A 24,657-nucleotide genomic window follows, 5' to 3' on the forward strand; every position below is an offset into this window, starting at 1 on the left:
CGTGCAAATTCAAATGAGCGAAATTGATTCGGGGACCGGACTATTCCTCGCTCACTTCGATCGCGATTTCCGGGCAGTTGGTCTGGGCGAGCCAGGCCTTGTCTTCCAGGCCAGCCGGCACCGTACCGTCGCCGATTTCGTGCGCGTTGCCGAATTCGTCGAGATTGAACAGCTCAGGTGCCAGTGATTTGCAGCGCGCGTGGCCCTGACATTTGTCCTGGTCGACGCGGATTTTCAGCTTTCCGGCCATGGCAAGCGTTTCCCTCTGTGGCGCGCTTGGCTGCGCGTGTACTGTTTGTTGATTTCGGACGTCGCCAGCCGCCGGCTGGTGCACCTCGAAGTTATGGCCTATTACATTCGTTCCATGGTAGTGCTGTCAAGCGAATAGTAGAACTGTTATAAGATCGTCGGACCAAATGCCGCCTCGCCCCGCACGCAAAGCGCTGAACGCCTACCACCACGGGGATCTCCGCGATGCCCTGGTTCAGGCCGCGTTGCAGGAAGTCGAACTCGGCGGCCCGGAAGCGATCAATATCAGTGCGCTGGCGAAGAAGCTCGGCGTCTCGCAGCCGGCGCCCTACAAGCATTTTGCCGACCGGGAGACATTGCTGGTCGCCGTCACGGCGGAAGCCTTCCGGCAGTTCAGCGCCATGCTGCGGGCGTCGATCGTCGAGCCGTCGAAGCGTTCCAAGCTGTCGCGCTTTGCGCAACTCACGCTGGATTTCGGCCTGCGCCGCAACGGCATCTACCGCCTGATGTTCGCCTCGCGCATCATGGCGTGCGTACCGAAGGGCAGCGAGCTTCATAGTGCTGCGATGGAGACCTTCGATCTGCTGCTGGAAGCGCTGGAAGCGCCGGCGATCGGATATTTGCGCGAGCGTAGCGCGCTGAAGATCTGGGCCGCGCTGCATGGCGTGGTCATGCTGGCGGAACAGGGCCTGCTCACCGGCGAGGTCGGCCAGATCAGCCGCGAAGAGCTGGTCGAGGAGATCGTCGAGCAGACCAAGCTGGCGCTGTCGGTCGCCATCGAGGCCGCCGGCAAGGCCGTCTGATATCCGGCACCCGCCCCCACTTTAGCCGGCTCCAATGGCCTGCGACATCGGGCTTTCAGCTTCCTGATGCTCCCATGGAATGTTAGCGTCCGTCTCCGGATCAGCAGTTTCCAACAGGGAAAGAGCGACGATGGCCGAAACCAAGATCGATGTGGATCCTCCGCAATCCGTCGCCGTTGCCACCACCCGGTCGATCGAGCTGACCCAGGTCGCGACCCGAAGCGAACACGATCTGATCGGCGACGCCGACGTGCCCGCCAATGCCTATTGGGGCGTCCACACCTTGCGGGCCGTGGATAACTTCCCCATCACCGGCGTTCCCGTCGGACATTATCCCGACCTGGTGCGGGCGCTGGCGCTGGTGAAGCAGGCTGCGGCGCGCGCCAACCGGCGTCTCGGACATCTGGCGCCGGCGAAGGCCGACGCCATTGACCGCGCCTGCGATCTGATCGCCAAGGACGGACGCTTTCACGACCAGTTCGTGGTCGACGCCATTCAGGGCGGCGCCGGAACCTCGACGAACATGAACGCCAACGAGGTCATTGCCAACGTGGCGCTCGAACTGATGGGGAAACACAAAGGCGACTACGCCGCACTTCATCCCAACGACGACGTCAACATGGCGCAGTCGACCAACGATGCCTATCCGACCGCGTTGCGGCTTGCGATCATTTTCGCAGCCGGCCCCCTGATCGCTTCGCTCGACGAGCTCGCCTTTGCCTTCAAGTCGAAGGCCGTCGAGTTCGGCGATGTCCTCAAGATCGGCCGCACCCAGCTTCAGGACGCGGTGCCGATGACGCTGGGCCAGGAATTCGATGCCTATTTTGCCACCATCAAGGAAGACGTCGCGCGAATAAGGGAAGCGGCGGCGCTGTTTCGCGAAGTCAATCTCGGCGCCACGGCGATCGGCACCGGCATCAACGCCGATCCGCGCTATGCCGCACTCGCGATCGAGGAACTGGCGCGGGCTTCCCATGAACCGATGGTACCGGCCAGCAACCTGATCGAGGCGACCTCCGACATGGGCGCCTTCGTGCTGTTCTCCGGCGTGTTGAAGCGTGTCGCAGTAAAACTATCGAAGATCTGCAACGATCTGCGTTTGCTGTCCAGTGGACCGCGCGCGGGCTTTGGCGAAATACGCTTGCCGACGGTGCAGGCGGGATCCTCGATCATGCCGGGCAAGGTCAACCCGGTGATTCCAGAGGTGGTCAACCAGGTCGCCTATATGGTGATCGGCCATGACCTCACCGTGACGATGTGCGCCGAAGGGGGACAGCTTCAACTCAACGCCTTCGAGCCCACGATCGGCTACTGCGTGCTGTCATCGCTGCGTACGCTGACGGCCGCAATCAACACCTTGACGAAGAAATGCGTGGTCGGCATCGAGGCCGACCGGGAACGATGCCGGGCGCTGGTCGAGGACAGCATCGGGCTCGTGACCGCGCTCGTGCCTGTTCTCGGCTATGAGACATGCTCGCGAGTAGCCAAGCAGGCACTGGCGCAAAAGCGCCGGGTTGCCGACATCGTGCTGGAGGAGAAGCTGTTGACGCAGCAGCAGATGGAGCGTCTGTTCCGCCCGGAAGCGATGACCTCCCCCGCCCGTTCGATGTAGGCGAGACCCTGTGTCGAGCCAGGTTGCGCCACCGCACGCTTCCGACGCGAATCCGCCGAGCGGCCTGCGGGTTCGGCTGACGCGTTCCGCCAGGCGCGCAGTGCTCGGCGCGCTGCTATCGATGTGCTTTTCCGGTCTCGCGCTCGCCAAAGACAACGGCGACGACGAGGACGGCTCGGCCCCGGCCAAACCGTCGCTGCCGAACATCTACCTCGATATGAGAACCATCTACACCACCCTGCCCGCCGGCGCGCTGTCGATCGGGTTCAGCACACCTCCGCTATTGTCGACGCTGTCGAACCTCTCGTCGCTCACGACCCTGACGTCGCCGTCCAGTCGCAGCATCGCGGTCGACCTTCCCGTGACGGTCGATGTCAACGACCGGCTCTCGGTCTATGGCGGCGTCAGCGGCAGCGCCTCGCAATCGGGCACCGATCCCTGGACCGCCTTCACCATCACCAGCTTTACCGTTGGCTTCCAGGCCGACGTCTACCAGCAAAACGGCGGCATGTTTCCGACGCTCACGCTTCAATCCAATGTGACGCGATCGATTTCCGACGCGCCGCTGGCGACCACGGCCTACAACACGATCCTTGAAGCGGACTACGCGCTGAATACCGACGAAACGCGGGGGTTACTGGCCGGCGTGCAATACACCAGGGTCCTGGTCGATACCCCGCTTGCGAACGTCAAACCCGATGTCATGGGATATGTCGGCGGCTACTATCAGTGGGACAACAACTGGAAATTTACCAGCCGGCTCGGCGTGCAGTCCTTCGGCGGCGCCCAGCTTCTGAACCTGACGCCATTCCAGGCCTTCACCCAGCCGATCGTGCGGTTCGACCTCGACCGCATGGACGACAATGACAACCGGCTGTTCGGCGTCACGGCGCAGATCGCATGGACGCCGAAGCCCTCCTATCAGCTCACGCTCCGAACTCCGCTCTACGCGATCCGGAATTGACGTCCAGGCATCGACCGTCGCGGCTTACGTCTGCTTCACTTCTTCGCCGCCGCTTCCGCCAGTAGGTCGTTGAATTCCTTCAGCGCCGCGGACGCCGGCTTGCCGCGGGCATCGAGCGTCGTCGCCCACTCCTGCCCGACGCCTCTGAGCTTCTCCTTCATCTGAGCGCGGGTGTCGTCTGGAATCGACACAAAGGTGACGCCGGATTTCTGCATGTGCGCGCGCGTGTCGATCAGTTCCTTGTCGACCTCGGCGCAGACTTTCGGCACGATGGCCTCGGATGCCTCGTCCATCGCCTTCTTGACGTCGTCGGGAAGGCGATCCCAGGCCGACTGGTTGATCGAGTAGGCGACGATGAAGCTGCCGAAGCTGACACCGTCGGTCGTGTATTTGATCAGCGAGTCCATCCCGTAGGCGACAACGCTTTCCATCGCAAACAGCAGGCCGTCCATGGTGCCGCGAGTCAGCGACTCATAGGCATCGGGCGCGGCCATTCGCACCGGCACCGCGCCGAGCGCGCGCAACGTCAGGTCCTGCGCGCCACCGGTGGTGCGCAGCTTCAATCCCTGCATGTCCTTCATCGTCTCGATCTTCTGTTTGGTCGTGAATACCGGATAAGGCGGCAGCACGACTTCCATCAGAAGCCGGATCTTGTTCGGTGCATATTCCTGGGTCGCCAAAACACCCTGGCGCGCGCTCTTCCAGTAAGCGAGGCCGCCCTGACAACTGGTGTCGAAAGCTTCCGGCAACTGCGCCACTTCCGACAGCGGCATCTTGTCGGAGACATAGGAGGGACCGATGTAGCCGATATCGACGACGCCGGACTGCGTCAGCCTGAGCATGTCGGTCGCCTTGCCCAGTTGCTGGTTGGGATAATATCTGAACGTGACGGCGCCGTTGGTTTTTCGGGTAACCTCGTCCATCCAGGGCTTTAGCATCAGCCGCACCAGGTAATGCCCGGCGGGGAACGAGTCCGCCACCCGCAATTCGAGCGCCTGCGCGGGAACTGCGACGCTCGCCGTCAACATCAGCAACACCACCGGCAGCCCCGCCAATCGGAACATCAGCTTCATTTTGGCTCCCATGACGGTCCCCTTGTTGCGATGCTAGACGCCGAGATAGGCCCGCTGAACGTAGTCGCTCTTGACGAGTTCCGGCCCCGGACCGCTCAACGCGATGCGGCCATTCTCCAGCACATAGGCATAGTGGCAGAGCCGGAGCGCGAGGCTGGCATTCTGCTCGACCAGCACGATCGACAGGCCCTGCTCCTTGTTGATGGTCTGGATGAGGCGGCCGATCTCCTGCACCATGATCGGCGCGAGACCGAGCGAGGGTTCATCCAGCAACAGCACCTTCGGCGCCGCCATCAGCGCCCGCGCAATCGCGAGCATTTGCTGTTCGCCTCCCGACAACGAGCCGGCCATCTGGCTGCGGCGCTGCCGGAGCTTTGGGAAGAAGTCGAACATCCGTTCGACCGATTTGTGCAAATGCGCGCCCTGCGGCTGCAGATAGCCGCCGACAAACAGATTGTCGTGCACGCTCATGCGCGGGAATACCCGCCGTCCCTCGGGCGACAGCGCGATGCCCCGGGCCACGATTTCGGGTGTCGACATCCCGTCGATCCGTGCGCCGCCGAAGCTGATTTCTCCCTTGCTCGGCGACCTCAGCCCCATGATCGCGCGCAAGGTGCTGGTCTTGCCGGCGCCGTTACTGCCCACCAATGACACGATCTGCGCAGGTGCTACGTCGAGGCTGATGCCGCTGAGCGCGACCCGGCTGCCGTATTCGACGTGGATATCCCTGATACAAAGCCCCTTGCTCATCCGACCTCCTCGGAGCCGAGATAGGCCTCGATCACCTTGCGATTGGCGCGAATGTCGGCCGGCACGCCCTCGGCGATCAACTCACCGTGGTCCAGCACGACGATGCGATGGCACAAGCCCATCACCAGCCGCATGTGATGCTCGACCAGCAGCACGGCGACGCCTTCGGTTTCGTGAATTTCCCTGATCAGGCGACCGAACTCGGCCGCCTCCTCCGGATTGAGCCCCGCGACCGGCTCATCGAGCATCAGAAGTTGGGGATTGGCAGCGAGCGCAATGGCAACGCCGAGCCGACGCTGACCGCCGTACGACAACTCGCCGGCGCGCCATTCACGGTATGGCGTGAGCTGCAACCGACCGAGCAAGACGTCGCAGCGTTCGCCGGTCGCCGCCAGGGTGGCGCGTGCGGCGCGCGTGTTGAAGACTGAACTCAGCATCGAAACCGACGTAGTCGCGAACGCGCCGCGCATGACGTTTTCGATGACGGTGGCGTCCGGAAACACCGTTGTGGCCTGAAACGTCCGCACCAGCCCTTCGCTGACGATGGCGCTCGGCTTCTTTCCGACGATGCTGTGCCCCTTGAACCGGATGGCGCCGGCCGTCGGCGGCATGACCCCGCTGACGACGTTGAAGCAGGTGGTCTTGCCGGCGCCGTTGGGGCCGATCAGTCCGACGATCTCGCCCTTGTTCACCGAGAACGAGACATCCTTCAGCGCATTCAGCCCGCCGAAACGCCGGCTGATGCCGTCTACTTCCAGCAAGGCGGTCATTTTGGCGCCTCCGCCCTGGAAGGCTTGAAAAGAGAGCGTCCGATCGAGACCAGCCCGTTTGGCAGGAACAGCAATACCGCGAGCAGGATCGCGCCGTAGACGATATGCTGCGCCCCGACCAGACCGCGCAACAGCTCCGGCAACGGCGTCAGGAACAGTGCGCCGAGCACCCCGCCGAGCATCGTCTGCCGACCGCCGACAACGAGCATGGTGATATAGGCAATCGAGTCGTTGAAGGTGAAACTGTCGGGCGACAGGAAGCGGATGTAATGCACCATCGTCGCACCGGCAGCACCCGCGATGCCGCTGCCGAGCGCGAAGGCGATGACCTGATAGTGACTGACGTCGATGCCGCTGGATTCGGCAAGTCGTACGTTCTCCGCGATCGAACGGAACGCCCGGCCGTATTGCGACCGCATCAAGGCCCAGACGAAAGTCAGGACAATGATGAAAGCGACAAGCGCAAAATAGTAGAACCGCAGCCGCGTCGAGAGCGGAAAGCCGAACAGCGAAATGGCGGGTATTCCGAGCAATCCGTTGGCGCCGTGGGTGACGCTTTCCCAATTGAGCGCGATCAGCGTGAACACCTGCCCTGCCAGAAACGTGACGAGCACGAAATAGACCCCGCGCAGACGCAGCAGGATCTTGCCGAGCAGCGCTGCCGCCAGCCCCGTTGCAAATCCGGCAAGAACGATGCCGAGGATCGGCGGAATCTTGAATGTCAGGGCGGCGAGCGCCGAGATGTAGGCGCCGGCGGCGACGAACGCAGCGTGCCCGAGCGATATCTGTCCGACCGCCGCGATCAGGCCGAGGCTGACCGCGAAGATCGAATTGAGCAACATCAGGTTCGCCAGGTGAATATAGAACTGGTTGGCCGTGAGCTGCGGCAGGACGAGCGCCGCCGCAAGCAGGATGACAACGGCTGCGCGCCGCAGCATGCGGGTACGAGCCGCAAGCGCAGGCTTGTCGCGGCCGATGGCGGATGATGATCCCTCCAACTCAGGCCTCCCTTTGTCCCAAGAGGCCGGCGGGCCGCACCAGCAGGATCAAGATGACGAGCAGAAGCTGCAGGATGTCAGACACCAGCGACCCGAAGATCGTGGCGGTAAAGCTCTCGATCATGCCGAGCAACAGTCCACCGACCACCGCCCCCGGCACCGAGCCGAGACCGCCGAGAATGACGACGACGAACGCCTTGAGCATCGGCGTGAGCCCGACAAACGGCGAGACCGAGAATACCGGGCCCATCAAGGCGCCGGCCAGCGCCGCGAGGGCAACACTCAGCCCGAACGCCAGCGGATAGATGTAGTTGACGCGAATTCCCTGCAGCAGTGCGGTTTCGGTATCCTGCGCGACCGCCCGCATCGCGCGCCCGAGGCGGGTTCGCTGCATGAAGAGCCAGAAGGCGACGAAGATCAGCGCCGCCGCCGCGATAACCACGAGCCGAGACCACGGAAAGCTGAAGGGGCCGATCGCCAGCGTGCCGGTGACGATATCGGGCATCGCGCGCGGCGCCGGTCCCCACAGCAGCACGGCACCGTTCTGAATGATGACGGAAATCGCCAGCGTCGCGATCATTCCCGACATTTCATCCGAGCGAAACGGCTGGATCAGGGTTCGCTCGATCAGCATGCCGAGAATGCCGACGGTCACCGCCGCGATCGCCAGGCAGACGACGAACGGCAGTTCCCATTGAACATAGGTAAAGAAGCCGGCAAACGCGCCGAGCATATAGAACTCGCCATGCGCGAAGTTGACCACGCGCATGATCCCGAACACCAGCGTGAAGCCGACCGCCATCAGCATGTACATCGCGCCGATGACGAGACCGTTCAGCGCCGCCTGCGCCAGAAGTATCGAATAGTCCAAGTCCGTTCTCCCGCGTCAGGCCGCACCGATCAGTTGCGAAACCCGCGCTATTCGCACACCGCCGGGGTACACTTGGCGACGACATGGGCTTCGCCGCCCTTGAGCAGTGCGACGTAGAACGGAGCATCGAGCTGCTGGTTCGATTTCCACTGCGCCTGCCCGATCCAGTTCACCTTTCCGAGCACGCTGTCGAAATCCTTCAGGCCCAGCACCGCTTCGCGGACCTTGTCCACGTCGGTCACCGTTCCGGCCTTCTGCATGCCGGCGAACAGCATCTGGACGTTGGCATAGAAGAACGGACTGAAGGCGTTGAGCGGAACCTTGTACTTGGTCTCGAACCGCCTAGTGTACTCCTTGATCGAGGCGAGCTCCGGATTGATCGGCTGATGCACGTAGACGTTCTCGGTCGCCTCCTTGCCGGCGATCTTCAGGAGGTCGGCGGTGGCGTCACCGCCGGTACGGATGATCGGGCCCTTGAAGCCGAGCTCGCGAAGCTGCTTGACCAGCAGTCCCGCGGTCTGCGGCGAATTGCCGTCGAGTTCGAACGCATCGATGTTCTGCGCCAGCACGCGCGTCAGCAACGGCACGAAGTCGACGCGCTCGCGTTCGAAGAATTCCTTGGCCACGAATTTGGCGCCGACCGCCTGATAGGCGGCCTCGTTGGCCGCGCCGACCTGCTGCCCGGATTCATCGTTCGGGAACAGGCCGCCGACCCGCTTCGCGCCGAGCTTCTGCACCACCCACTTGATCTGCGGATCGGAGAACACGTCCGACGGAATCACCGGCCGCAGGCTGTATTTGTATTCCGCCGACAACGCCTTCGGCGTGAACGCCATCGTCATCGTGATGACCTTGTTTTCGGTCGAGACCGGAAGCAACGCCAGCGCCGGCGCCGAGCCGAGCGGGCCGACCACGTACTTGATGCCGTCATCGAAGACGAGGCGGTTGAACGCGGTCAGGGCGTCGGCTGCCTTGTAGTGATCGTCATAGGCCACGACTTCGACCTGGTACTTCTTGCCGCCGACTTCCAGGCCGCCCTTGCTGTTGACGTCCTCCGCCGCGAGTTCGGCCGCGCCCTGCATGGCGATCCCCCATGCCGTTCCAGCGCCGGAAAGCGTCGCAAGCACACCGAGCTTCAAGGTCTCGGCCTCGGCTGCATATGAAGAGGCAGCGACGACCGACGACAGAAGCGCGACCTTCAGAAATCCACGCATGGTTACCTCCCTAATGTCGGAGAGCGGTCAAAGCCGCCCCCTCATGATCTCGCTGTTGATGGCTTCCGTCGGCCCAAACCGGCGACGGGCAGCGCTGAACCTAGCCTGTCGTATCGATCAAAGTCAACTGTTGACAGTTTAACGGCCATGTCGGAAACATCCGGCGCGGCGTAGCGCCGCAGCGACCTGTTGAGGAGCCTGATGACCGACGGCCAGTGGACAAACAGTGCGGAGAGCAAGACGTTTCCGGCCTAAACCCATTCAACTGGGGAGTCCGGGCCGCTATATGAAAAGAAGAAACACAGCACAGGTGAAGACCAAATGACCTATCTGGTCGCCCATGATTTGCCGACGCTTCCGGCCGGCGAGCGTTTTCGAGAGCTGTTGCAGCGGCCCGGCATCCTGCAGATCCCCGGAGCCCATTGCGGCCTAGCGGCACTGCAAGCCAAGGCCGCACGGTTCGAGGCGCTGTATCTGTCGGGGGCGGCGATGTCCGCCTCGATGGGACTTCCGGACCTCGGCATCCTCACCATCGAGGACGTCTGCTTCTTCGTCCGTCAGGTGTCTCGCGCATCGCAGCTTCCCGTGCTGGTCGATGGCGATACCGGATTCGGCGAAGCGCTCAACGTGATGAACATGGTTCGCGCGTTCGAAGACGCCGGCGCCGCGGCAGTCCAGATCGAGGATCAAATCCTGCCGAAGAAGTGCGGCCATCTCAACGACAAGAAGCTGATCGCGCCGGAAGACATGGCCGCGAAAATCGCGGCCGCTGCGAAGGCGCGCCGGCACCTTTATATCGTGGCCCGCACGGACGCCGCCGCCGACGAGGGGCTCGACAGCGCGATCAACCGGGCCAGGCTCTATGTCGAGGCCGGCGCCGACGCGATCTTCCCCGAGGCGCTCCATGACCCCGAGGCGTTCCGCAAGTTTTCCGAGACCATCAAAGTGCCGCTGCTGGCCAATATGACCGAGTTCGGGCGAACACCGTTCATGACGGCCTCCGAGTTCGAGGCGCTCGGCTACAAGATGGTGATCTGGCCGGTCAGTGCGCTGCGCATGGCGGCCAAGGCGCAGGCCGATCTGTATGAGGGAATCCGGAACGATGGCGGCACCCATCGCCTGATCGATCGCATGCAAACGCGCGCGGAACTTTACGCGACCATCGGCTACCACGAATACGAAGCGCTGGATTCATCAATCATCACGTCGGTGACCCCGGAGGGTATGCCGCAGCGGTCAACCGGCAAGTGAGTACAAGTAAGTGACAATAGGCAGGTAACGGCGACGCAAGCGCGGGGAACTACCTTCGCGCCAGTGCTGCGGCCCTGCCGCCCTTGCCGGACAAGGTGGTCGCCGTCTTCGGCTTCCGCACCGGGGCAGCCGGGGCCACGTCCTGCCGGCTGGCCGCTTCCCGCATCTGCTCCTCGACATAGAGGCGCGCATTGCCGATATGCAGGCGCATTTTCCGTTCGGCTTCCACCGGATCCCGCCGCATCAGCGCCGCCACGATATCCTTGTGCTCACGCAGGGCCTGCTTGGCCCGTCCCGGCTTGGTGCTGGATTTGTAGCGGTAGACCCGGAGCAGATAGTAGAGGTCCTCGCACAGCATCTGGACCAGCCGCGCATTGCGGCTGCCCTTCACGATCCGGAAGTGAAAATCGAAGTCCTTTGACTCCTGATAATAGCCGGTTCCCTCCTGCACGCTCTTCTGCTGCTGGTGCTGATCGAGCAGCTCGGAAAGCGCCTCCAGTTCTTCGTCCGTCATGTTCTTGGCGGCAAGCCCGCATGCCAGCCCTTCCAGCGCTTCGCGCACCTGCAGCACTTCATAGAGATCGCTGGGTGACAGGCTGGCGACGCGGACGCCGATATTCGGTGTCCGCTGCAACAGCTTGCGGCCTTCGAGCCTGCGGATGGCTTCCCGCAACGGGCCGCGGCTGACGCCCAGCGACGCGGCCAGCGCCTGCTCGCTGATCTTGCTGCCCGGCTGAAGATCGCCGCTCATGATCGCGGCTTCGATCCGTTCCGCGAGCGCGTCCACCAATGATTGCGCTGAAACCTTGTTGCTCAAAATGCCGTTCATGAAAACCTTCCGAGGACCACTCCTTCAGGAGCCTGCGCAGACGCCTCTGCCCTGGCCCGACGCGGAGGAAACGACGATCCTGTTGGTCCACGCGACATTGCCGGATCGGCCCTCTTGCCCATTAATATGTCTCTTCCCGGAAAACAATCAATCGTAGAAATACCTGTTCCATCAACTGTCTACAGTTAAACGATCCGGAGCGCCGTGAGCGTCCCCTCCTCGATCGCCTGGAAGAACTTTCTCGGCCCGCCGACATCGCCGGCATAGTGCACGGCAATGCCGAGGCCCTCGAGGCTGTCGGTTTCAGCCTTCCGCGATGCGTAGCCGGTGCAGAAGATCACGCTGTCGATGTCGTGCAGCGTGCGCCGCACCCGGCCTTCCGGCCTGATTTCGACCCAATCGGGACCGACCGCGAGCAACTCCATATTCGCCAGCACCTCGATGTTCAGCTCCGCGACCCGGTCGAGATAGTAGACGCGGTCGGCGTGGACCGCCTTCTTCAGCATTTCCGAGCGCACGATCATGATGACCTTCTTGCCCTGGTCCGCCAGATAATCCGCAACCTCGATGCCGACCAGGCCGCCCCCGACGACGACACAGGTCTGGCCCGCCGTCTCGAGGCCGGCGATCACCCGCCACCCACTCAAAACATGAGGCAGATCGGATCCCGGGACATCAGGCTGAACCGGCGAGGCGCCGGTGGCCACGATGATGGCCTCGGGCCTGAGCGCGCGTGCATCATCCGCCGAAAACGACCGATTGAGACTGACGGGAATGCCGAGGCGCGCGATCTCGGACGTGAAATAGCGCAACGCGTTCTTGATCTCACCGCGATGCGGCGGCTGATGCGCCAGCAATAGCTGCCCGCCGATCACGCCCTCCTTCTCATACAGATGGACATCATGCCCGCGCCGGGCCGCCGTCACCGCCGCGGATAGCCCGGCCGCCCCGCTGCCGATCACGACAACGCGCCTCGAATCCGGTTTGAGCGCGAGCAGCGGCTTCAGCTCCAGTTCCCGGCTCACCATCGGGTTGACCGTGCAGGCCAGACCCTTGTGGCGGTGAACCGTGGCGATGCACTCGTTGCAGGCAATGCAGGGGGCGATCGTCTCGACACGGCCGGCCTTGGCCTTGGCCGGGAAATGCGGATCGGCGATCAAGGCGCGGCTCAGGCAGATAAAATCAGCCTGGCCGTCTTCGAGGATCTGCTCGGCAAGTTCAGGCGTATTGATGCGCCCGACCACCATCACGGGGACCTTGACCCGTTTTCGAATGGCATCGCCGTAGCTCACGTAGCAACCACGATCGACCGACATGCCGGGAACGACCATGTAGGGCCGCGACGCATGCACGCCGCCGGACACGCTGATCGAATCCGCGCCGGCCGCCTCGAACATGACGGCCATCTCGATGGCGTCGTCGAGTTCGAGGCCATGCTGGACGTGATCCCGGCCGTTCATGCGAACGATGACGGGATAGTCCGCGCCGAGTCTCGCCTTGATCGCCCGGATCAGGCGCACACAGAAATAGGCGCGGCCCTGCACGCTGCCGCCGTAGTCATCCTCGCGCTTGTTCGAATCCGGCGACAGAAACTCACCGATCAGATAGCCGTGCGCGCCATGCAATTCGACGGCGTCGAAGCCCGCGTCGCGCGAGCGCCGCGCCGCTTCCGCAAAGCGTTCGACGATGCGGTCGATCTCGCCGACGGTCAGTTCCTTCGGAATCACGGCGTCGCCGACGCCGGTGAACTGCGAGGGGATCGGCGACGGCGCCAGCGGCACCGAGCCAGAAACATCCGGAATGGATTCGCGGCCGCCGTGATTGAGCTGCAGCGCCATTTTGGCGCCCTCGGCATGCGCCGCCTGAACCACCTTCCGCAGGCCGGGAATGAAGCAATCGTCATTCAGCATGGCGTTGTGATGCAGCCGCTTGCCTTCCTGCTCGATATAAGTGGCTTCGACAACGATCAATCCGGTGCCGCCGCGGGCGCGCTCGGCGTAGTACTCGACGAGATCGTCGCCGACGAAGCCGTCCTTGTCCGCAAGTTCCGAACTGGTAGCCGCGAACACGACCCGGTTCGGCAATTCCAGCGAACCGATCTTGCCCGGCGCAAATAGTTTCGGAAACATCGGCACACTCACCAGGCTATGGATACGGACTATTCGGTCGTTCGATAGACGACGTTGCCTTCGAACAGGCGGCGGGCGCTGCGATAGACCGCGCCATAATCGGCCTTCGCGATACCGTCTGCGGAAATCGAGACCCCGGCATCGACCAGCGTGACGCCGGACGGATGCGCAATCCGGATCGGTCCGTTCGCGTTACTCAACTGCGCGGGAATACTGCCGGGAACCCGGGTCGCGACCGACAGGCAGATCGCGCCGGTGATCGGCGTGGCGCGATGCGGCTGACCGACCGAGATCATCCGGACCCAGATGTCGGCATCCGCGGCCGTAATCTCGCGGCCCGACAAGGTCCGCCCGGCGCGCGGGCCCGACACCATCGCGACCTTGGGAATGCCGGTCATGCGGCGCGCCGTATCGAGATCCGGCGCAATTCCCATCTTCACCGATGCCGCGCAACGAATGGCTTCCATGTGCTGCAGAAAGACCGCATCGCGGTCGAGCGCGTCAGGCAGTTCATCGCCGGATTGTCCGACCGCGCTCGCCTCGACGAAGACGCAAGGGTTGGCAGCGTCGACGCAGGATGCCTTGACGATCCCGAGCCCCTTGATGTCGAACTCGTCGACGGCGCGTCCGGTCGGCAACAGCTTGCCGGTCCGCGCGCCGCCCGGCTCGAGAAATTCCAGCCGGATCGGTGCTGCCTTGCCGCCCACCCCATCGATCTCGATATCGCCGGTGGCAGCGAGCGCGCCCTGCTCGACCGGAAAACGGGCGACGATGATCTTCGAGGTGTTGGTGTTGTGAATGCGGACGGTCGCTTCACCGTTAGCTGGGCCGGTGACCATGCCCTCGTCGAGCGCGAACGGTCCGACCGCCGACGACATGTTGCCGCAATTGGCGCCGTAATCGACGAAGGTGTCGTGCACCCCGATCTGCGCGAAGGTGTAGTCGACATCGGCATCCGGGCGGCTCGGCGGGCCGATGATGCAGATCTTCGACAACGAGGAAATGCCGCCGCCCATGCCGTCGAGCTGACGGCCGTTCGGATCGGGCGAACCCATGACCTGCAGGAAGATCGGATCCCAATCCGAAGGCTTGGCGGGCAGATCCTCCTTTCGGAACATCACCGCCTTGGAAGTGCCGCCCCGCATGAATACCGCACGAAGTCGAGCATTTGCCATGGAGGGTCCCTCTCGTCCTTACTTCAACGGCTCGGCATCGAGGCGGATGATATCCGCAGGCCCGCCCGGCTGCGCCGGATAACGCTTTAGCACCAACGGATCGTGGCCGGGCACGATGTGAGACTGCGACGTCGCCATGCGCCGCATCGTATCATAACCTTCGAGCGTCTCGCTGACGTCGACCACGACCGGGAATGGCCGGTTATTGCTCGAAATTCGCGTAATAATGCGAAGCGTCCGAGGCGACCACGACCCATCCGCGCCGGGTCCGGACCCGCACGAACTGCAGGCCGCGCGAATGACCGCCCACCAGATGAACCGACACGCCATCGGCGATTTCGCTCGAACCGTTGTGGAACGCGACGCGCCCCTGAAACAGCTTCTGCACCATCGCGGTGACGTCTTCCGCCTCGAACGGGTGACGCAGGCTGGAATGGCACATGCAACGGCCGGTGCAGTACTCCATTTCCCGGTCCTGAACGTGATACTTCGCGTTCGGAAACATATCGTGATTGCCGGCATGATCATAATGCATGTGGGTCAGGATCACGTCCTTGACGCCGGCTGCATCGATACCGGCGGCCTTCAGGCCTTCGGCCACCGGCCGCGTCAGCTTGCGCGCGCGCCGCTTCGCCATGTCGGCATCGAAGCCGGTGTCGATCACGATGGTCTGGCCGCCGCCTCTCAGCACCCAGACGAAAAAATCCATCGGCATCGGCCCGTCATGCGGATCGCCACCGAGAAAATTCTCCGCCGTTTTACGCTCGGCGTTGTGGGCGTAGCGGATCGCGAGAATTTCGTATTCCGACATGGTTTGCTCCGTTCCGGCGTCTAGCTTGCGGCCTTGTCTCAGGCTTTTTCTTGCGCCTTGCGCCATTCGAGCAACCGGCGAATGCCTTCCTCGATGGAGACTTCCGGCACCCATCCCAGCATTTTCTCGATCTTGGCGCGGCTGAAGTCGAGCTGGTCGGTCACGCTCGATCGCACACTGCCACCACCGGTCTTGAAAACCGGCTTGAGGCTGCTGCCGGTGATCGACAGCAGGATCTCGACCAGGCGATTGAGCGAGGTCGCAACACCGGTCACGACGTTGAAGCTCTCGGCCGTCACGTCGGAGGACATTGCCATGACATTGGCCCGCGCCACGTCGGCGACATGGATGTAGTCATGCACCTCGCTGCCGTCGCCGGTGATGACCGGCGCCTCGCCGCGCGCGATGCGGTCGTAATTTTCCATGATGTAGAGCGCGTTGACGCCGCGATAGTGCTGGCGCTCGCCGTAGACGGTCGAGTAGCGCAGCCCGATCGCCTGGATGCCGTGCTTGGCGCTGTAGAGCTTGCAGAGGTTTTCACCGATCAGCTTGGTGCAGGCATACAGCGCGGCCGCGGGCTGGAAGCTGTTGAGTTGGGCCGGAGCCCGTTCGTCGACCAGGCCCGGCGCCGGATCGCCGTAGACCGCGACCGACGACGAGAACACCACTTTCTTGACGTTGCGGTAGCGGCACGCCTCGAAGATATTGACCTGCCCCTCGACATTGACCGCCAGACCAAGGCTCGGGTTCTGGCTGAGCGGCAGCGTCAGGAAGCCGGCGATCGCGAACACGCCATCGCAGCCTTCAAAGGCGTCGTAGAGCTCATTGATGCGCAGGATGTCGCCGCGCAGCAGCTTGACCCGGGGATCACCCAGCAGCGACTTGACGGTCTCGGGATTGCCCAGCGCAAAATTGTCGAGCAGCACGACTTCGCGCGCGCCCTGGCTCAGCAATTGTTCCGCAACGTGCGAACCGATCAGGCTGGCGCCCCCGGTGACGACAAACTTTCCTTCGGCGATCTTCATGGAGGCTCACAGTCTTTCGCAAACAACGCCGCGGCTCACGGCAAACAGGAAGCCCGGGGGGCGGGCTCCCATCGATGATATCCGCGAGCGCGGACATGACATCCGAAAGGGCGCGAACGCCCTTCGGATGTCCGTGGCGGATCAGGCGACCGAACGCTTGTCGCTGGCCCCAACATAGGCGGCGGCGCTTTCGCCGGCGAGCTTGCCGAACACCGAACCCGACATCAGGCCGGTGCCACCGGGATAGTTTTCGTAGAACAGGCCGCCCACCAGTTCACCGGCGGCATAGAGCCCCGGGATCGACTGATCAGTCATGTCCTGCACTTCGCCGCTGGTGTTGATCTGCAGACCACCGAACGTGAAGGTGATGCCGGTCGTGGTCACGAAGGCGACATAAGGGGGCTTGTTGATCGGCAACGCCCAGTTCGATTTGGGCGGCGAGATGCCGCGGGCGGCCTTGCCGTCCAGGATCGCCGGATTATACGGCTCGGGACCGCAGGCGGCGTTGTACTCGCTGACGGTCTTCTCCAGTTCCGCCGGATCGAGCTCGAGCTGCTCAGCGAGGCCGGCGATGGTGTCCGATTCGACCTTGGTGACTTCCTTGATGCGATATTCGTCGCGCAGCATCGCGACCGTCTGCTGGTCGAAGATCTGGATCGCGGTCCGGCGCGGCTGGTTCATGATCTCGCGGCCGAACTTCGCGTAAGTGAGGTTTCGATAGTCCTCGCCCTCGTCGACGAAACGCTTGCTGTTGATGTTGACCATGATACCGAGCGGATAGGAGTGCTTCTGGAAATTGTCCAGCACCCAGCGGTCGCCATAGGGCGGCGCCGAGATGTCCCACTCGCAGGCGTGGCAGCTTGACCAGTTGCCGAACGGACGCGCGCCGATCGCGAGCGCCGCCAGAATGCCTTCACCCATGTTGTGGCGGGTGCCGCGAACGCGGCAGAGATCCCAGCCCGATCCGAGATAGCGCACCCGCATTTCCGGATTGGATTCAAAGCCGCCGCAGGCGAGAATGACCGACTTGGTCGCAATTTCGGAATAGCCCTGTGGGGTACGGATCTTGACGCCGGTGACCACGCGGTCGGGCCGCTGCACCAGGCCGATCAGCGCCGAGCCATAGCGGATTTCGATGCCGAGCTTCTCAAGGCGCGCCATTTCGGCCTCGACCAGGCCGGCACCGCCGCCGACGGCTTCAATGTTCACGCCGCCGTAGAAATGGTGCTTGCCATCGACCAGGAACGACTGGCGGCCATACATCGGAACGAAGCGGATGCCATGGCTGCGCAGCCACGCCATCGTCGAACGCGACCGATCGATCAGGAGATTGGCCAGGTCCTCGTCGGACTGGTGATGGGTCACTTCCATCAACTGGTCGTAGAAGAATTTCCGGCTGTGCGGCGGCAGCACGATCTTGGATCGCTCCTCCGCCGTCATGTCCGGGATGATATCGGAGGCGACATCTTCCGCTCCCTCGTGGACGAAGCGGAACCCGCCGGCGGTGAAATAGGAGTTGCCGCCCCGCTCGGCTTCGGGCGCGCGTTCGAGCACCAGCACTCGCGCGCCATTTTCATGCGCGGAGATCGCCGCACAGAGAGCTGCGTTTCCTGCACCGGCCACTACAACGTCATATTCTCTCACGTGCGTCTCCCTTCATGTGCGTGTCTGACCGGCCGACCCGGCGGCCTGCGGCCTTCGGACGCGGTCGGTCGAATTGCGGCAGACCGTATCGCTGCCCCGTCAAACTGTCTACAGTTTTCATTATGCGACACCGGCGGACGCCGTTGCGCAACCAGCGGGGCTGCGGCGTCGCTTAACGCCGGTCCTGTCTGTATAGAGAGTACCGGCGAACAAGCTTCGGCGGGTCGACACGGCCTTGCAACAATGAAGAACGGGAGAAAATAATGTCTGAGAAGGTCGCGGTGATCGGAATGGGGCAGATGGGATCCGGGATGGCCGGACGGCTCAAGGAGTCCGGCCTCGACGTCGTCGGCTACGACGTCAACGCCGAACAGCGCGCACGCCTCACCAAAGACGGCTTTGCGATGGCGTCAAGCATCGCCGAAGCGCTCGCCGGCCGCACCATCGTGCTGACCAGCCTGCCTGATCCGAAAGCGGTGACGGAAGCCTGGCTCGGCGTCGAGGGGATCGTGGCCCACGCCGCCAAGGGCACACTGTGCATCGAGCTCTCAACCATCGATCCGCAGACGATGCGGCAGGCCGCCGAAGCCGCCGCCGCGCGCGGCATTGCGGTGGTCGATTGTCCGGTCAGCGGCAGCCCCAACGAGGCGCGCGCCGGCAAGCTGATCCTGATCGCCGGTGGCGACAGGGTCGACGTGACCCGCGCCGAACCGATCCTGAAACTGCTCGGCAACGACTGGAAATACACCGGCGCGGTCGGCACCGCCAAGGTCGTCAAGATCGTCAACAACATGATGTCGATGGGCAACGTGCTGGTCGCGGCCGAAGCGTTCGCGCTCGGCGTCGCCGCCGGCGTCGAGCCGGAAAAGCTCTACGACGTGCTGTCGGTGAGCGGTGGCCGCTCTCACCATTTTACCAAGCGCTTCCCGAACGCGATCAAGGGAGACTTCTCGCCCGGATTCAAGATGGAGCTCGGCGAAAAGGATCTCGCGCTCGGCGTCGAACTCGGGCGCATGACCCGGATGCCGACGCCTTCGGCTTCGGCAACGCGCGAAATGTATGCGCTGGCGCTCGCCGAAGGGTTTCGCGGCCAGGACATCGTCTCACTTCTTGCGATGTACCAGAACTGGGCCAAGCCGAAAAACTGAAGAACGGCCAACATTGGCGGCCGGCTCAGCCGGCCGCCAGATGCACTACTCGGCCTTGATATTCGCCTTGGCGACCACGTCGGCGAGTTCCCGGGTCTCCTTCTGAATCTTCTCGGCGAACGCAGCCTGCGAGAGCGTCAGCACATTGCCCTGCGGCTCCAGTTTGGCGCGGACGTCAGGATCTTTCCCTGCGGCCACGATCTCCTTGTTCAGGAGCTCGACGATCGCAGGTGGCGTAGCTTTCGGCAAGAACACCCCGACCCAGAACGTGACGTCGAAACCGGGATAGCCGAGTTCGGCGATCGTGGGCACATCCGGCAGCGCCGGCAGCCGCTCCGCCGACGACACGGCCAGCGCACGGAACTTGCCAGAGTTCACCATTTGAACGGCGGACAGGGTGTCGAACACCACCATCACCTCATGACCGAGCAAACCGACCTGCGCCGCCGCCGCGCCGCGATAGGGAATGTGCTGCATCTGGATGCCAGCCCGCTGGCTTAGCAATTCGAAGGCCAGATGAGTAATGTTACCGTTGCCGGCCGAGCCGTAACTCACCGTGCCGGGATTGGCCTTGGCCATTGTCACCAGATCGGCGAGCGTTTTAATCCCTGCCGTTTTGGGATCGCTGGTATCGACCGCGAGAATCAGCGGCACCGAGACCACCGTCGTGACCGGCGCAAAGTCGCGCTCGGGCAGATATTTGATGTCCTTGAACAGCGTCGGATTGAGCGTGATGGTCGAGCTGTTGCTGACAAATATCGTATAGCCGTCCGGCTCCGACTGGGCCACCGCCGTCGCCGCCAGCATGCCGTTGGCGCCGCTACGGTTCTCGATCACAAAGGGTTTGCCGAGTTTACTGCCGAGCTTGTCGCCGATGATGCGCGCCACGACGTCGATGGTGCCGCCGGGAGCGAAGCCGACGATCATCTTGGCGGCCTTGTTCGGATAATCCTGCGCGCCTGCACCGGTGACAACAGATATCAACAGTAACGCCGCGAGTAACCCACTCTTCCCCATCTCGTTCTTCCCTTTTCCTTGCTTGTGGTGGAGGTGACGACGATGAGGATCAGCCCTTGGGCCGTCGCCGGTACATGATCGTTACCTCCATCTCCTGCACCTCTTCGCCGTGCTGGTTGACGAAGGCCCGGGCAAAGGTGACCACGCCGCGGTCGGCCTGGCTGGTCTCGCGTTTGCCCATGACGGTGGTGCGCACGTAAATGGTATCGCCGTGCTTGACCGGCTTCTTCATCCGCCACTTGTCGATGCCGAGCAGCGCGACCAGCGTGCCGTCGTTGATCCCGGAGGCGTAGTTCAGCCCGGCAGCCACGGCGAATACCAGCGGTCCGTGCGCGATCGGCTCGCCGAACGGCGTGGTCTTGCAGTATTCGTGGTTGGTGTGGACGTCGTTGAAGTCGCCGGACAGGCAGGCAAAGTTGACGATGTCGGTCGATGTAATGGTGCGGCGGCCGGTGCGCAGCACCTGGTTGATTTCGAAATCCTCGAAATACATGCCGCGCGGAGCGGGAACGTCAGTCATGGCAGCGGTCTCCGTTGCGTCCAGGCCTAGAGCCCCATCAGCTTGGCGATGATGTTGCGCTGAATTTCATTGCTGCCGCCGCCGATCGGACCGAGGCGCGAGTCCCTGAACAGGCGCTGCATGTCGTGCTCCATCGAGAAGCCCGCGCCGCCCATCACCTGCATGCCGATATGGGCGCATTCGAAATCATTGTCGGTGGCGACAACTTTGGCGATCGCGGTTTCCATCCGCGTGTCATAGCCGGCGTCCATCATCTCCGCGGTCCGGTAGGTGACGAGCCGGGCAATCTCGGCCTTGATCCGCATGTCCGCCAGCTTGTGCGAGATCACCTGGAACTTGCTGATCGGCCGGTCGAACTGAATGCGCTGCGTCGCATAATCCCGCGCGATATCGATCGCCTTCTGCGCATTGCCGGCGCCGCAGGCGGCAATCGCCATCCGTTCCAGATTGAGGCCGCGCATCAGAATTTTCCAGCCGCGGTTCTGCTCGCCGATCAGGTTGCGCGCGGGCACCCTCACCTCGTCGAAGAATATCTGGTTGGTATGGGTGGTGTGCCGCCCCATGGTTTCGATCGGGCGGATCGAGACGCCCTTTGCCTTGGCGTCGACCAGGAACATGCTGAAGCCGTCATGCGCCGGCTTCGCCGACGGATCGGTCTTGACCACCAGCACAATGTAATCGGCGACATGGGCCGAAGTGATGAACCATTTCTGGCCGCGAATGACGTAGTCGTCGCCGTCGCGCACGGCATTGGTCTTGATCGACGCGGCATCCGATCCGGTCTGCGGCTCGGTCAGCGCAAAGGCGATGTAGATGTCGCCCTTGATCATCGGCACCATGTAGGTCTGCTTGAGATGTTCGCTGCCGTTGTAGAGCAGTTGCAGGCCGGCGTAGATCGCGCTCGTCATGTAGGTCGTGCCAAGGCACGCATAGTGATAGGACAGCGTCTCGAGCAGGATCGCCATGTCCTTGTAGCTGCCGCCCAGTCCGCCGTATTCTTCCGGATACGGCAGACCCAGCCACCCGCCCTTGGCAAGCGCCTGATACGCCTCGGTCGGCCAGCCGGCGTCGCGGTCGAGCTGTCGGATTTTTTCCACCGGCAGATGCTGCTCGGCCAAAGCGAGCAGGCTCTGGCGCATCAGTTTTTGTTCGTCGGTGAAGCCAAAAGCGTTGAACAGCGGCATTTCGTTTCCTTCTCGGCACTTTTTTGTCCGGCCGTCAGCCGGATCGTTTCATGGCTTGTTACCCGGCCCATCTGGCTGTGTCATCTGAAAACTGTTGACATATTGGCCGCGACCCATACGTTGCGGCCTTCGGACGCGGGATAGAGGAAAAAATGCGCCGGTCGACGACGATCAAGACCAAGACCGGCCGCGGCGCATGAGCATGCCCGAACCCGACCGCCGCATGGGCGGATGGACCGGCGTCGGCTACGACGACATCGAGGTGGGACGGACCTATCCGCCGCAGCCGCTCCCGGTCTTAGCCGACGATGTGGCCCGCTTCTACCGCAGCATCGGAGAAATGCGGCCGGCGCCCGAGATCGGCACCCGCATACCGGCGTTCCTGCTCAATGAAATACGCGCGCTGAAGAAGCAGATGAAGTTTCCACCGGGCGTGCTGCACGCGCAGGAGGAAATCGAGATGCACAGCGCCGCCCGCCTCGGCGAGCCGCTGATGGTTTCGATCACGATTACCAACAAGTACATCCGCAACGACAAGCGCTTCATCGTGTTCGATCAGCACGTGCGCTGCGCGACCGACCAGCGATCCATCATGACGATCAAACACATACTGTACTGGCCATGCTGACCGATCACTGCTTCAAAGTAGGACAGCGGTTGACGCGCCCGGGTCCGCCCCTCACCCTTCAGGCCTTTACGGATTTCGGCGCCCTGCTCGGCACCGACGCGCCCATTCACAACGACGCTGCGTATGCGGCGAAAACCCAATACGGCACCGTCATCTCGCAAGGCCCGCTGCTGCTGGCCTGCTACGAAACCTGGCTCTGCGAGCTGTTCGGCGAAGCTACATGGAGCCGAACCGGCCGACTGACCGCCAAATTTCTCGATCCCGCCAGGATTGGCGAGACGGTAACCCTCGAAATGGTGGTCGGCGAGACGGTCGAAGGCCGCGCGCATTTCGAAGTGCGCGTCGTATGTGGCGAGCGCCTGCTGGCGCTGGGTAGCGCCGCGATCGACCTGCAGTAATCCTGCTTTGAATTGCCGCGTCACGGATACATTCCGGGCGCGGCAATTCGTTGTCCCGTCAGGGCACCCAGGTCGTCTCGGGAGCCTCCTGCGCGCCGCGGGGTGCAAAGACAACCTTCTTGGCCGGCGCCTTGTGCAATTCACTGACTTCCAGTAGCCGCGTGACCTGGGCGACCTCGGTGATCTTTTCGAACGTCTCGAGCCGTTCGAACAACGGCGCGATCTGCTCGCGCGGCAGGCTGCGGGCCGCGCAATCGCTGAACTTGTCCCACAATTCGCTGCTGCTCATCGGGTTATCGCCGCCGCGGCCGACGAGATTGTCGATCCGCCGCGCCAGGCGCCTGCCGTCCTTCAATGCCACGATGACCTCCGCGCCCCATTGCTCTTCGGCATCGTCGGCCATGTCGGGATGCGGACTGGCCGTTGTCAGGTTCAGCAGCCGCACGATCTCGGGATCGAAATGCGCGTCGCCTTCAAAATCCTTCAAGCGCAGGACTCCATAGCGAAGCGCGCGTGCGACGACATATTGAACGCTGAACTTGGCCTCCAGCGAGGTCTGCGGATGCGGCGTGTTGGTATGGCGCAGCCGCCGGCCATGCGGCATCACTTCGATGCGTGCAATATCGGCGGCGTCGATCTTCTCCTCGCGACGTAAATTCAGCGCCATGTTGATGGCGGGGTGCGTACTGCCGCAGCAGGGAAACTGCTTGAGCCCGATCGACTTGGCCTCGATCTCCCAGGGCTGGCCCCAGTTCTCGAACAGCTTTGCGGTGTCGAACGTCCCGGGACCGTTGAACACGTTGAGGAAGCCCTGCGCATGCTCGAAGGCGTCGGTGGCGGCATCGAAACCGCCCTCGGCCAGCAGCGCCGCCAGCAGGCCGTTGCGGCAGCACTGGCCGATATGCAGCGGCTTGGTCATGGTGCCGAAATTTGCTTTCAGGCCGCTGGCGAGCGACGCTGCGATACACAGCGCCATCGTGGTCTTTGAATGATCGAGCTTCATCAGATGGCAGGCGGCAGCCGCGGCGCCGAATACGCCGAGCGTCGCGGTCGGGTGCCAGCCCTTGTCGTAATGGTGAAAATTGACGGCGCGCGCGAGCCTGATCTCGACTTCGACGCCGATCACATAGGCGGCCACGATATCTAGGCCGGTGCCGCCGCGTTCCTCGGCGAGCGCCAGCAGCGTCGAAACCAGCGGCACCGAATGATGGCCGCCCATGATGCCGCTGAAATCGTCGAAATCGAGCGCGTGCGACGCGGTGCCGTTGATCAGCGCGGCATCGAGCGCACTGGTACGCCGCGCCGAGCCGAACACCAGCGAGGGTCCGGGCGCGGTCGCGACGCCCGGGGTCTTGAGCAGGATCTGCGTGCAGGGTTCCGGATACCCGGCCAGCGTTACGCCGATCGCATCGAGGATACAGGTTCTCGCTTGCGCGATCGCTCCCTTGGTGAGCTGACGCTTATCAAAGGCAAGGACATGCTGCGCCAGAGCCTGGAGCAGCGTGATCCCGGGAGAATCGCCCAGCGTAGTCGCCGGATTTGCTTTCGCCGTCGCCAAAGATGCGTCACTCATGTTGCCTCTCCCGTTCCTTCG

The 24,657-nt window shown here is 63.0% G+C and carries 23 protein-coding genes and 1 pseudogene; 7 read left to right on the forward strand and 17 right to left on the reverse strand.

The features are described from left to right. Window positions 1–40: 40 nt before the first annotated feature. Entirely contained in the window at window positions 41–250 is a 210-nt protein-coding gene (locus BLR13_RS09745; protein WP_074825074.1) for a ferredoxin, read from the reverse strand. A gap of 166 nt (window positions 251–416) precedes the next feature. Between BLR13_RS09745 and BLR13_RS09750 the strand changes: the two genes are divergently transcribed. From BLR13_RS09750 to BLR13_RS09760, 3 genes are all read left to right on the forward strand, one after another. Then, the gene (locus BLR13_RS09750) at window positions 417–1,052 is read left to right on the forward strand and encodes a TetR/AcrR family transcriptional regulator (protein WP_074825071.1); all 636 of its coding nucleotides are present in this window, start codon (window positions 417–419) and stop codon (window positions 1,050–1,052) included. Between the two features lie 130 nt (window positions 1,053–1,182). Continuing rightward, window positions 1,183–2,664: an aspartate ammonia-lyase gene (locus BLR13_RS09755; RefSeq protein ID WP_074825068.1), complete on the forward strand. Its 1,482-nt coding sequence runs from the start codon at window positions 1,183–1,185 to the stop codon at window positions 2,662–2,664. 10 nt (window positions 2,665–2,674) lie between these two features. Beyond that, on the forward strand, window positions 2,675–3,628 hold the full coding sequence (locus tag BLR13_RS09760) for a hypothetical protein (protein ID WP_244525131.1): 954 nt from the start codon (window positions 2,675–2,677) through the stop codon (window positions 3,626–3,628). A gap of 35 nt (window positions 3,629–3,663) precedes the next feature. On the opposite strand, the gene dctP is transcribed toward BLR13_RS09760, so the two are convergent. The 6 genes from dctP to BLR13_RS09790 are packed head-to-tail and all read right to left on the reverse strand — an operon-like array spanning window position 3,664 to window position 9,304. Then, a complete protein-coding gene (gene dctP, locus BLR13_RS09765; RefSeq protein WP_171945053.1) occupies window positions 3,664–4,692 on the reverse strand; it encodes a TRAP transporter substrate-binding protein DctP in 1,029 nt (342 codons plus the stop codon). A 42-nt stretch (window positions 4,693–4,734) separates the two neighbouring features. Next, window positions 4,735–5,451: an ABC transporter ATP-binding protein gene (locus tag BLR13_RS09770; protein WP_074825067.1), complete on the reverse strand. Its 717-nt coding sequence runs from the start codon at window positions 5,449–5,451 to the stop codon at window positions 4,735–4,737. Beyond that, window positions 5,448–6,221 carry an ABC transporter ATP-binding protein gene (locus BLR13_RS09775; protein WP_074825064.1) on the reverse strand — a complete coding sequence of 258 codons (774 nt, stop codon included), beginning with the start codon at window positions 6,219–6,221 and terminating at the stop codon, window positions 5,448–5,450. Before BLR13_RS09775 ends, BLR13_RS09770 begins: the two co-directional genes overlap by 4 nt. Continuing rightward, a complete protein-coding gene (locus tag BLR13_RS09780) occupies window positions 6,218–7,219 on the reverse strand; it encodes a branched-chain amino acid ABC transporter permease (RefSeq protein WP_074825061.1) in 1,002 nt (333 codons plus the stop codon). The genes BLR13_RS09775 and BLR13_RS09780 overlap by 4 nt, the downstream gene beginning before the upstream one ends. Before the next feature lies 1 nt (window position 7,220). Then, a complete protein-coding gene (locus tag BLR13_RS09785) occupies window positions 7,221–8,090 on the reverse strand; it encodes a branched-chain amino acid ABC transporter permease (protein WP_074825058.1) in 870 nt (289 codons plus the stop codon). 47 nt (window positions 8,091–8,137) lie between these two features. Further along, window positions 8,138–9,304: an ABC transporter substrate-binding protein gene (locus tag BLR13_RS09790; protein WP_091976419.1), complete on the reverse strand. Its 1,167-nt coding sequence runs from the start codon at window positions 9,302–9,304 to the stop codon at window positions 8,138–8,140. Between the two features lie 321 nt (window positions 9,305–9,625). Between BLR13_RS09790 and prpB the strand changes: the two genes are divergently transcribed. Next, complete coding sequence (prpB, locus tag BLR13_RS09795) at window positions 9,626–10,555, forward strand: methylisocitrate lyase (protein ID WP_074825054.1); 930 nt, start codon at window positions 9,626–9,628, stop codon at window positions 10,553–10,555. Window positions 10,556–10,604: 49 nt separating this feature from the next. Here the strand turns inward: prpB and BLR13_RS09800 are convergent, their stop codons facing one another. From BLR13_RS09800 to tcuA, 6 genes and pseudogenes are all read right to left on the reverse strand, one after another. Continuing rightward, window positions 10,605–11,384, reverse strand: coding sequence for a GntR family transcriptional regulator (locus BLR13_RS09800; protein WP_074825051.1), 780 nt, complete (start codon window positions 11,382–11,384; stop codon window positions 10,605–10,607). Between the two features lie 185 nt (window positions 11,385–11,569). After that, window positions 11,570–13,513, reverse strand: coding sequence for an FAD-dependent oxidoreductase (locus tag BLR13_RS09805; protein ID WP_074825046.1), 1,944 nt, complete (start codon window positions 13,511–13,513; stop codon window positions 11,570–11,572). Between the two features lie 29 nt (window positions 13,514–13,542). Beyond that, a complete protein-coding gene (locus tag BLR13_RS09810) occupies window positions 13,543–14,688 on the reverse strand; it encodes a 2-methylaconitate cis-trans isomerase PrpF family protein (protein ID WP_074825040.1) in 1,146 nt (381 codons plus the stop codon). A gap of 18 nt (window positions 14,689–14,706) precedes the next feature. Continuing rightward, window positions 14,707–15,499: pseudogene (locus BLR13_RS09815) on the reverse strand (N-acyl homoserine lactonase family protein). A 38-nt stretch (window positions 15,500–15,537) separates the two neighbouring features. Next, the gene (locus tag BLR13_RS09820; protein ID WP_074825035.1) at window positions 15,538–16,524 is read right to left on the reverse strand and encodes an NAD-dependent epimerase/dehydratase family protein; all 987 of its coding nucleotides are present in this window, start codon (window positions 16,522–16,524) and stop codon (window positions 15,538–15,540) included. 141 nt (window positions 16,525–16,665) lie between these two features. Beyond that, a complete protein-coding gene (gene tcuA, locus BLR13_RS09825; protein ID WP_074825032.1) occupies window positions 16,666–18,168 on the reverse strand; it encodes an FAD-dependent tricarballylate dehydrogenase TcuA in 1,503 nt (500 codons plus the stop codon). A gap of 188 nt (window positions 18,169–18,356) precedes the next feature. Here tcuA and BLR13_RS09830 point away from each other — a divergent pair, with 188 nt between their 5' ends. Beyond that, a complete protein-coding gene (locus BLR13_RS09830) occupies window positions 18,357–19,316 on the forward strand; it encodes an NAD(P)-dependent oxidoreductase (protein WP_349518115.1) in 960 nt (319 codons plus the stop codon). Window positions 19,317–19,361: 45 nt separating this feature from the next. Here BLR13_RS09830 and BLR13_RS09835 read toward each other — a convergent pair whose 3' ends face one another. From BLR13_RS09835 to BLR13_RS09845, 3 genes are read right to left on the reverse strand one after another with little or no spacing between them, the layout of a single operon-like run. Further along, a complete protein-coding gene (locus BLR13_RS09835) occupies window positions 19,362–20,333 on the reverse strand; it encodes a Bug family tripartite tricarboxylate transporter substrate binding protein (protein WP_074825026.1) in 972 nt (323 codons plus the stop codon). Window positions 20,334–20,382: 49 nt separating this feature from the next. Then, the gene (locus tag BLR13_RS09840) at window positions 20,383–20,853 is read right to left on the reverse strand and encodes a MaoC/PaaZ C-terminal domain-containing protein (protein ID WP_074825023.1); all 471 of its coding nucleotides are present in this window, start codon (window positions 20,851–20,853) and stop codon (window positions 20,383–20,385) included. A 26-nt stretch (window positions 20,854–20,879) separates the two neighbouring features. Beyond that, window positions 20,880–22,037 carry an acyl-CoA dehydrogenase family protein gene (locus BLR13_RS09845; RefSeq protein ID WP_074825020.1) on the reverse strand — a complete coding sequence of 386 codons (1,158 nt, stop codon included), beginning with the start codon at window positions 22,035–22,037 and terminating at the stop codon, window positions 20,880–20,882. Window positions 22,038–22,239: 202 nt separating this feature from the next. Here BLR13_RS09845 and BLR13_RS09850 point away from each other — a divergent pair, with 202 nt between their 5' ends. Continuing rightward, a complete protein-coding gene (locus BLR13_RS09850) occupies window positions 22,240–22,665 on the forward strand; it encodes a hypothetical protein (protein WP_143039766.1) in 426 nt (141 codons plus the stop codon). 29 nt (window positions 22,666–22,694) lie between these two features. Next, entirely contained in the window at window positions 22,695–23,063 is a 369-nt protein-coding gene (locus BLR13_RS09855; protein WP_157793690.1) for a MaoC family dehydratase, read from the forward strand. Window positions 23,064–23,121: 58 nt separating this feature from the next. Here the strand turns inward: BLR13_RS09855 and BLR13_RS09860 are convergent, their stop codons facing one another. Then, the gene (locus tag BLR13_RS09860) at window positions 23,122–24,636 is read right to left on the reverse strand and encodes an MmgE/PrpD family protein (RefSeq protein WP_074825011.1); all 1,515 of its coding nucleotides are present in this window, start codon (window positions 24,634–24,636) and stop codon (window positions 23,122–23,124) included. Window positions 24,637–24,657 lie beyond the last annotated feature (21 nt).

The sequence above is a fragment of the Bradyrhizobium ottawaense genome, from assembly GCF_900099825.1.
Taxonomy (GTDB): Bacteria; Pseudomonadota; Alphaproteobacteria; order Rhizobiales; family Xanthobacteraceae; genus Bradyrhizobium; species Bradyrhizobium ottawaense_A.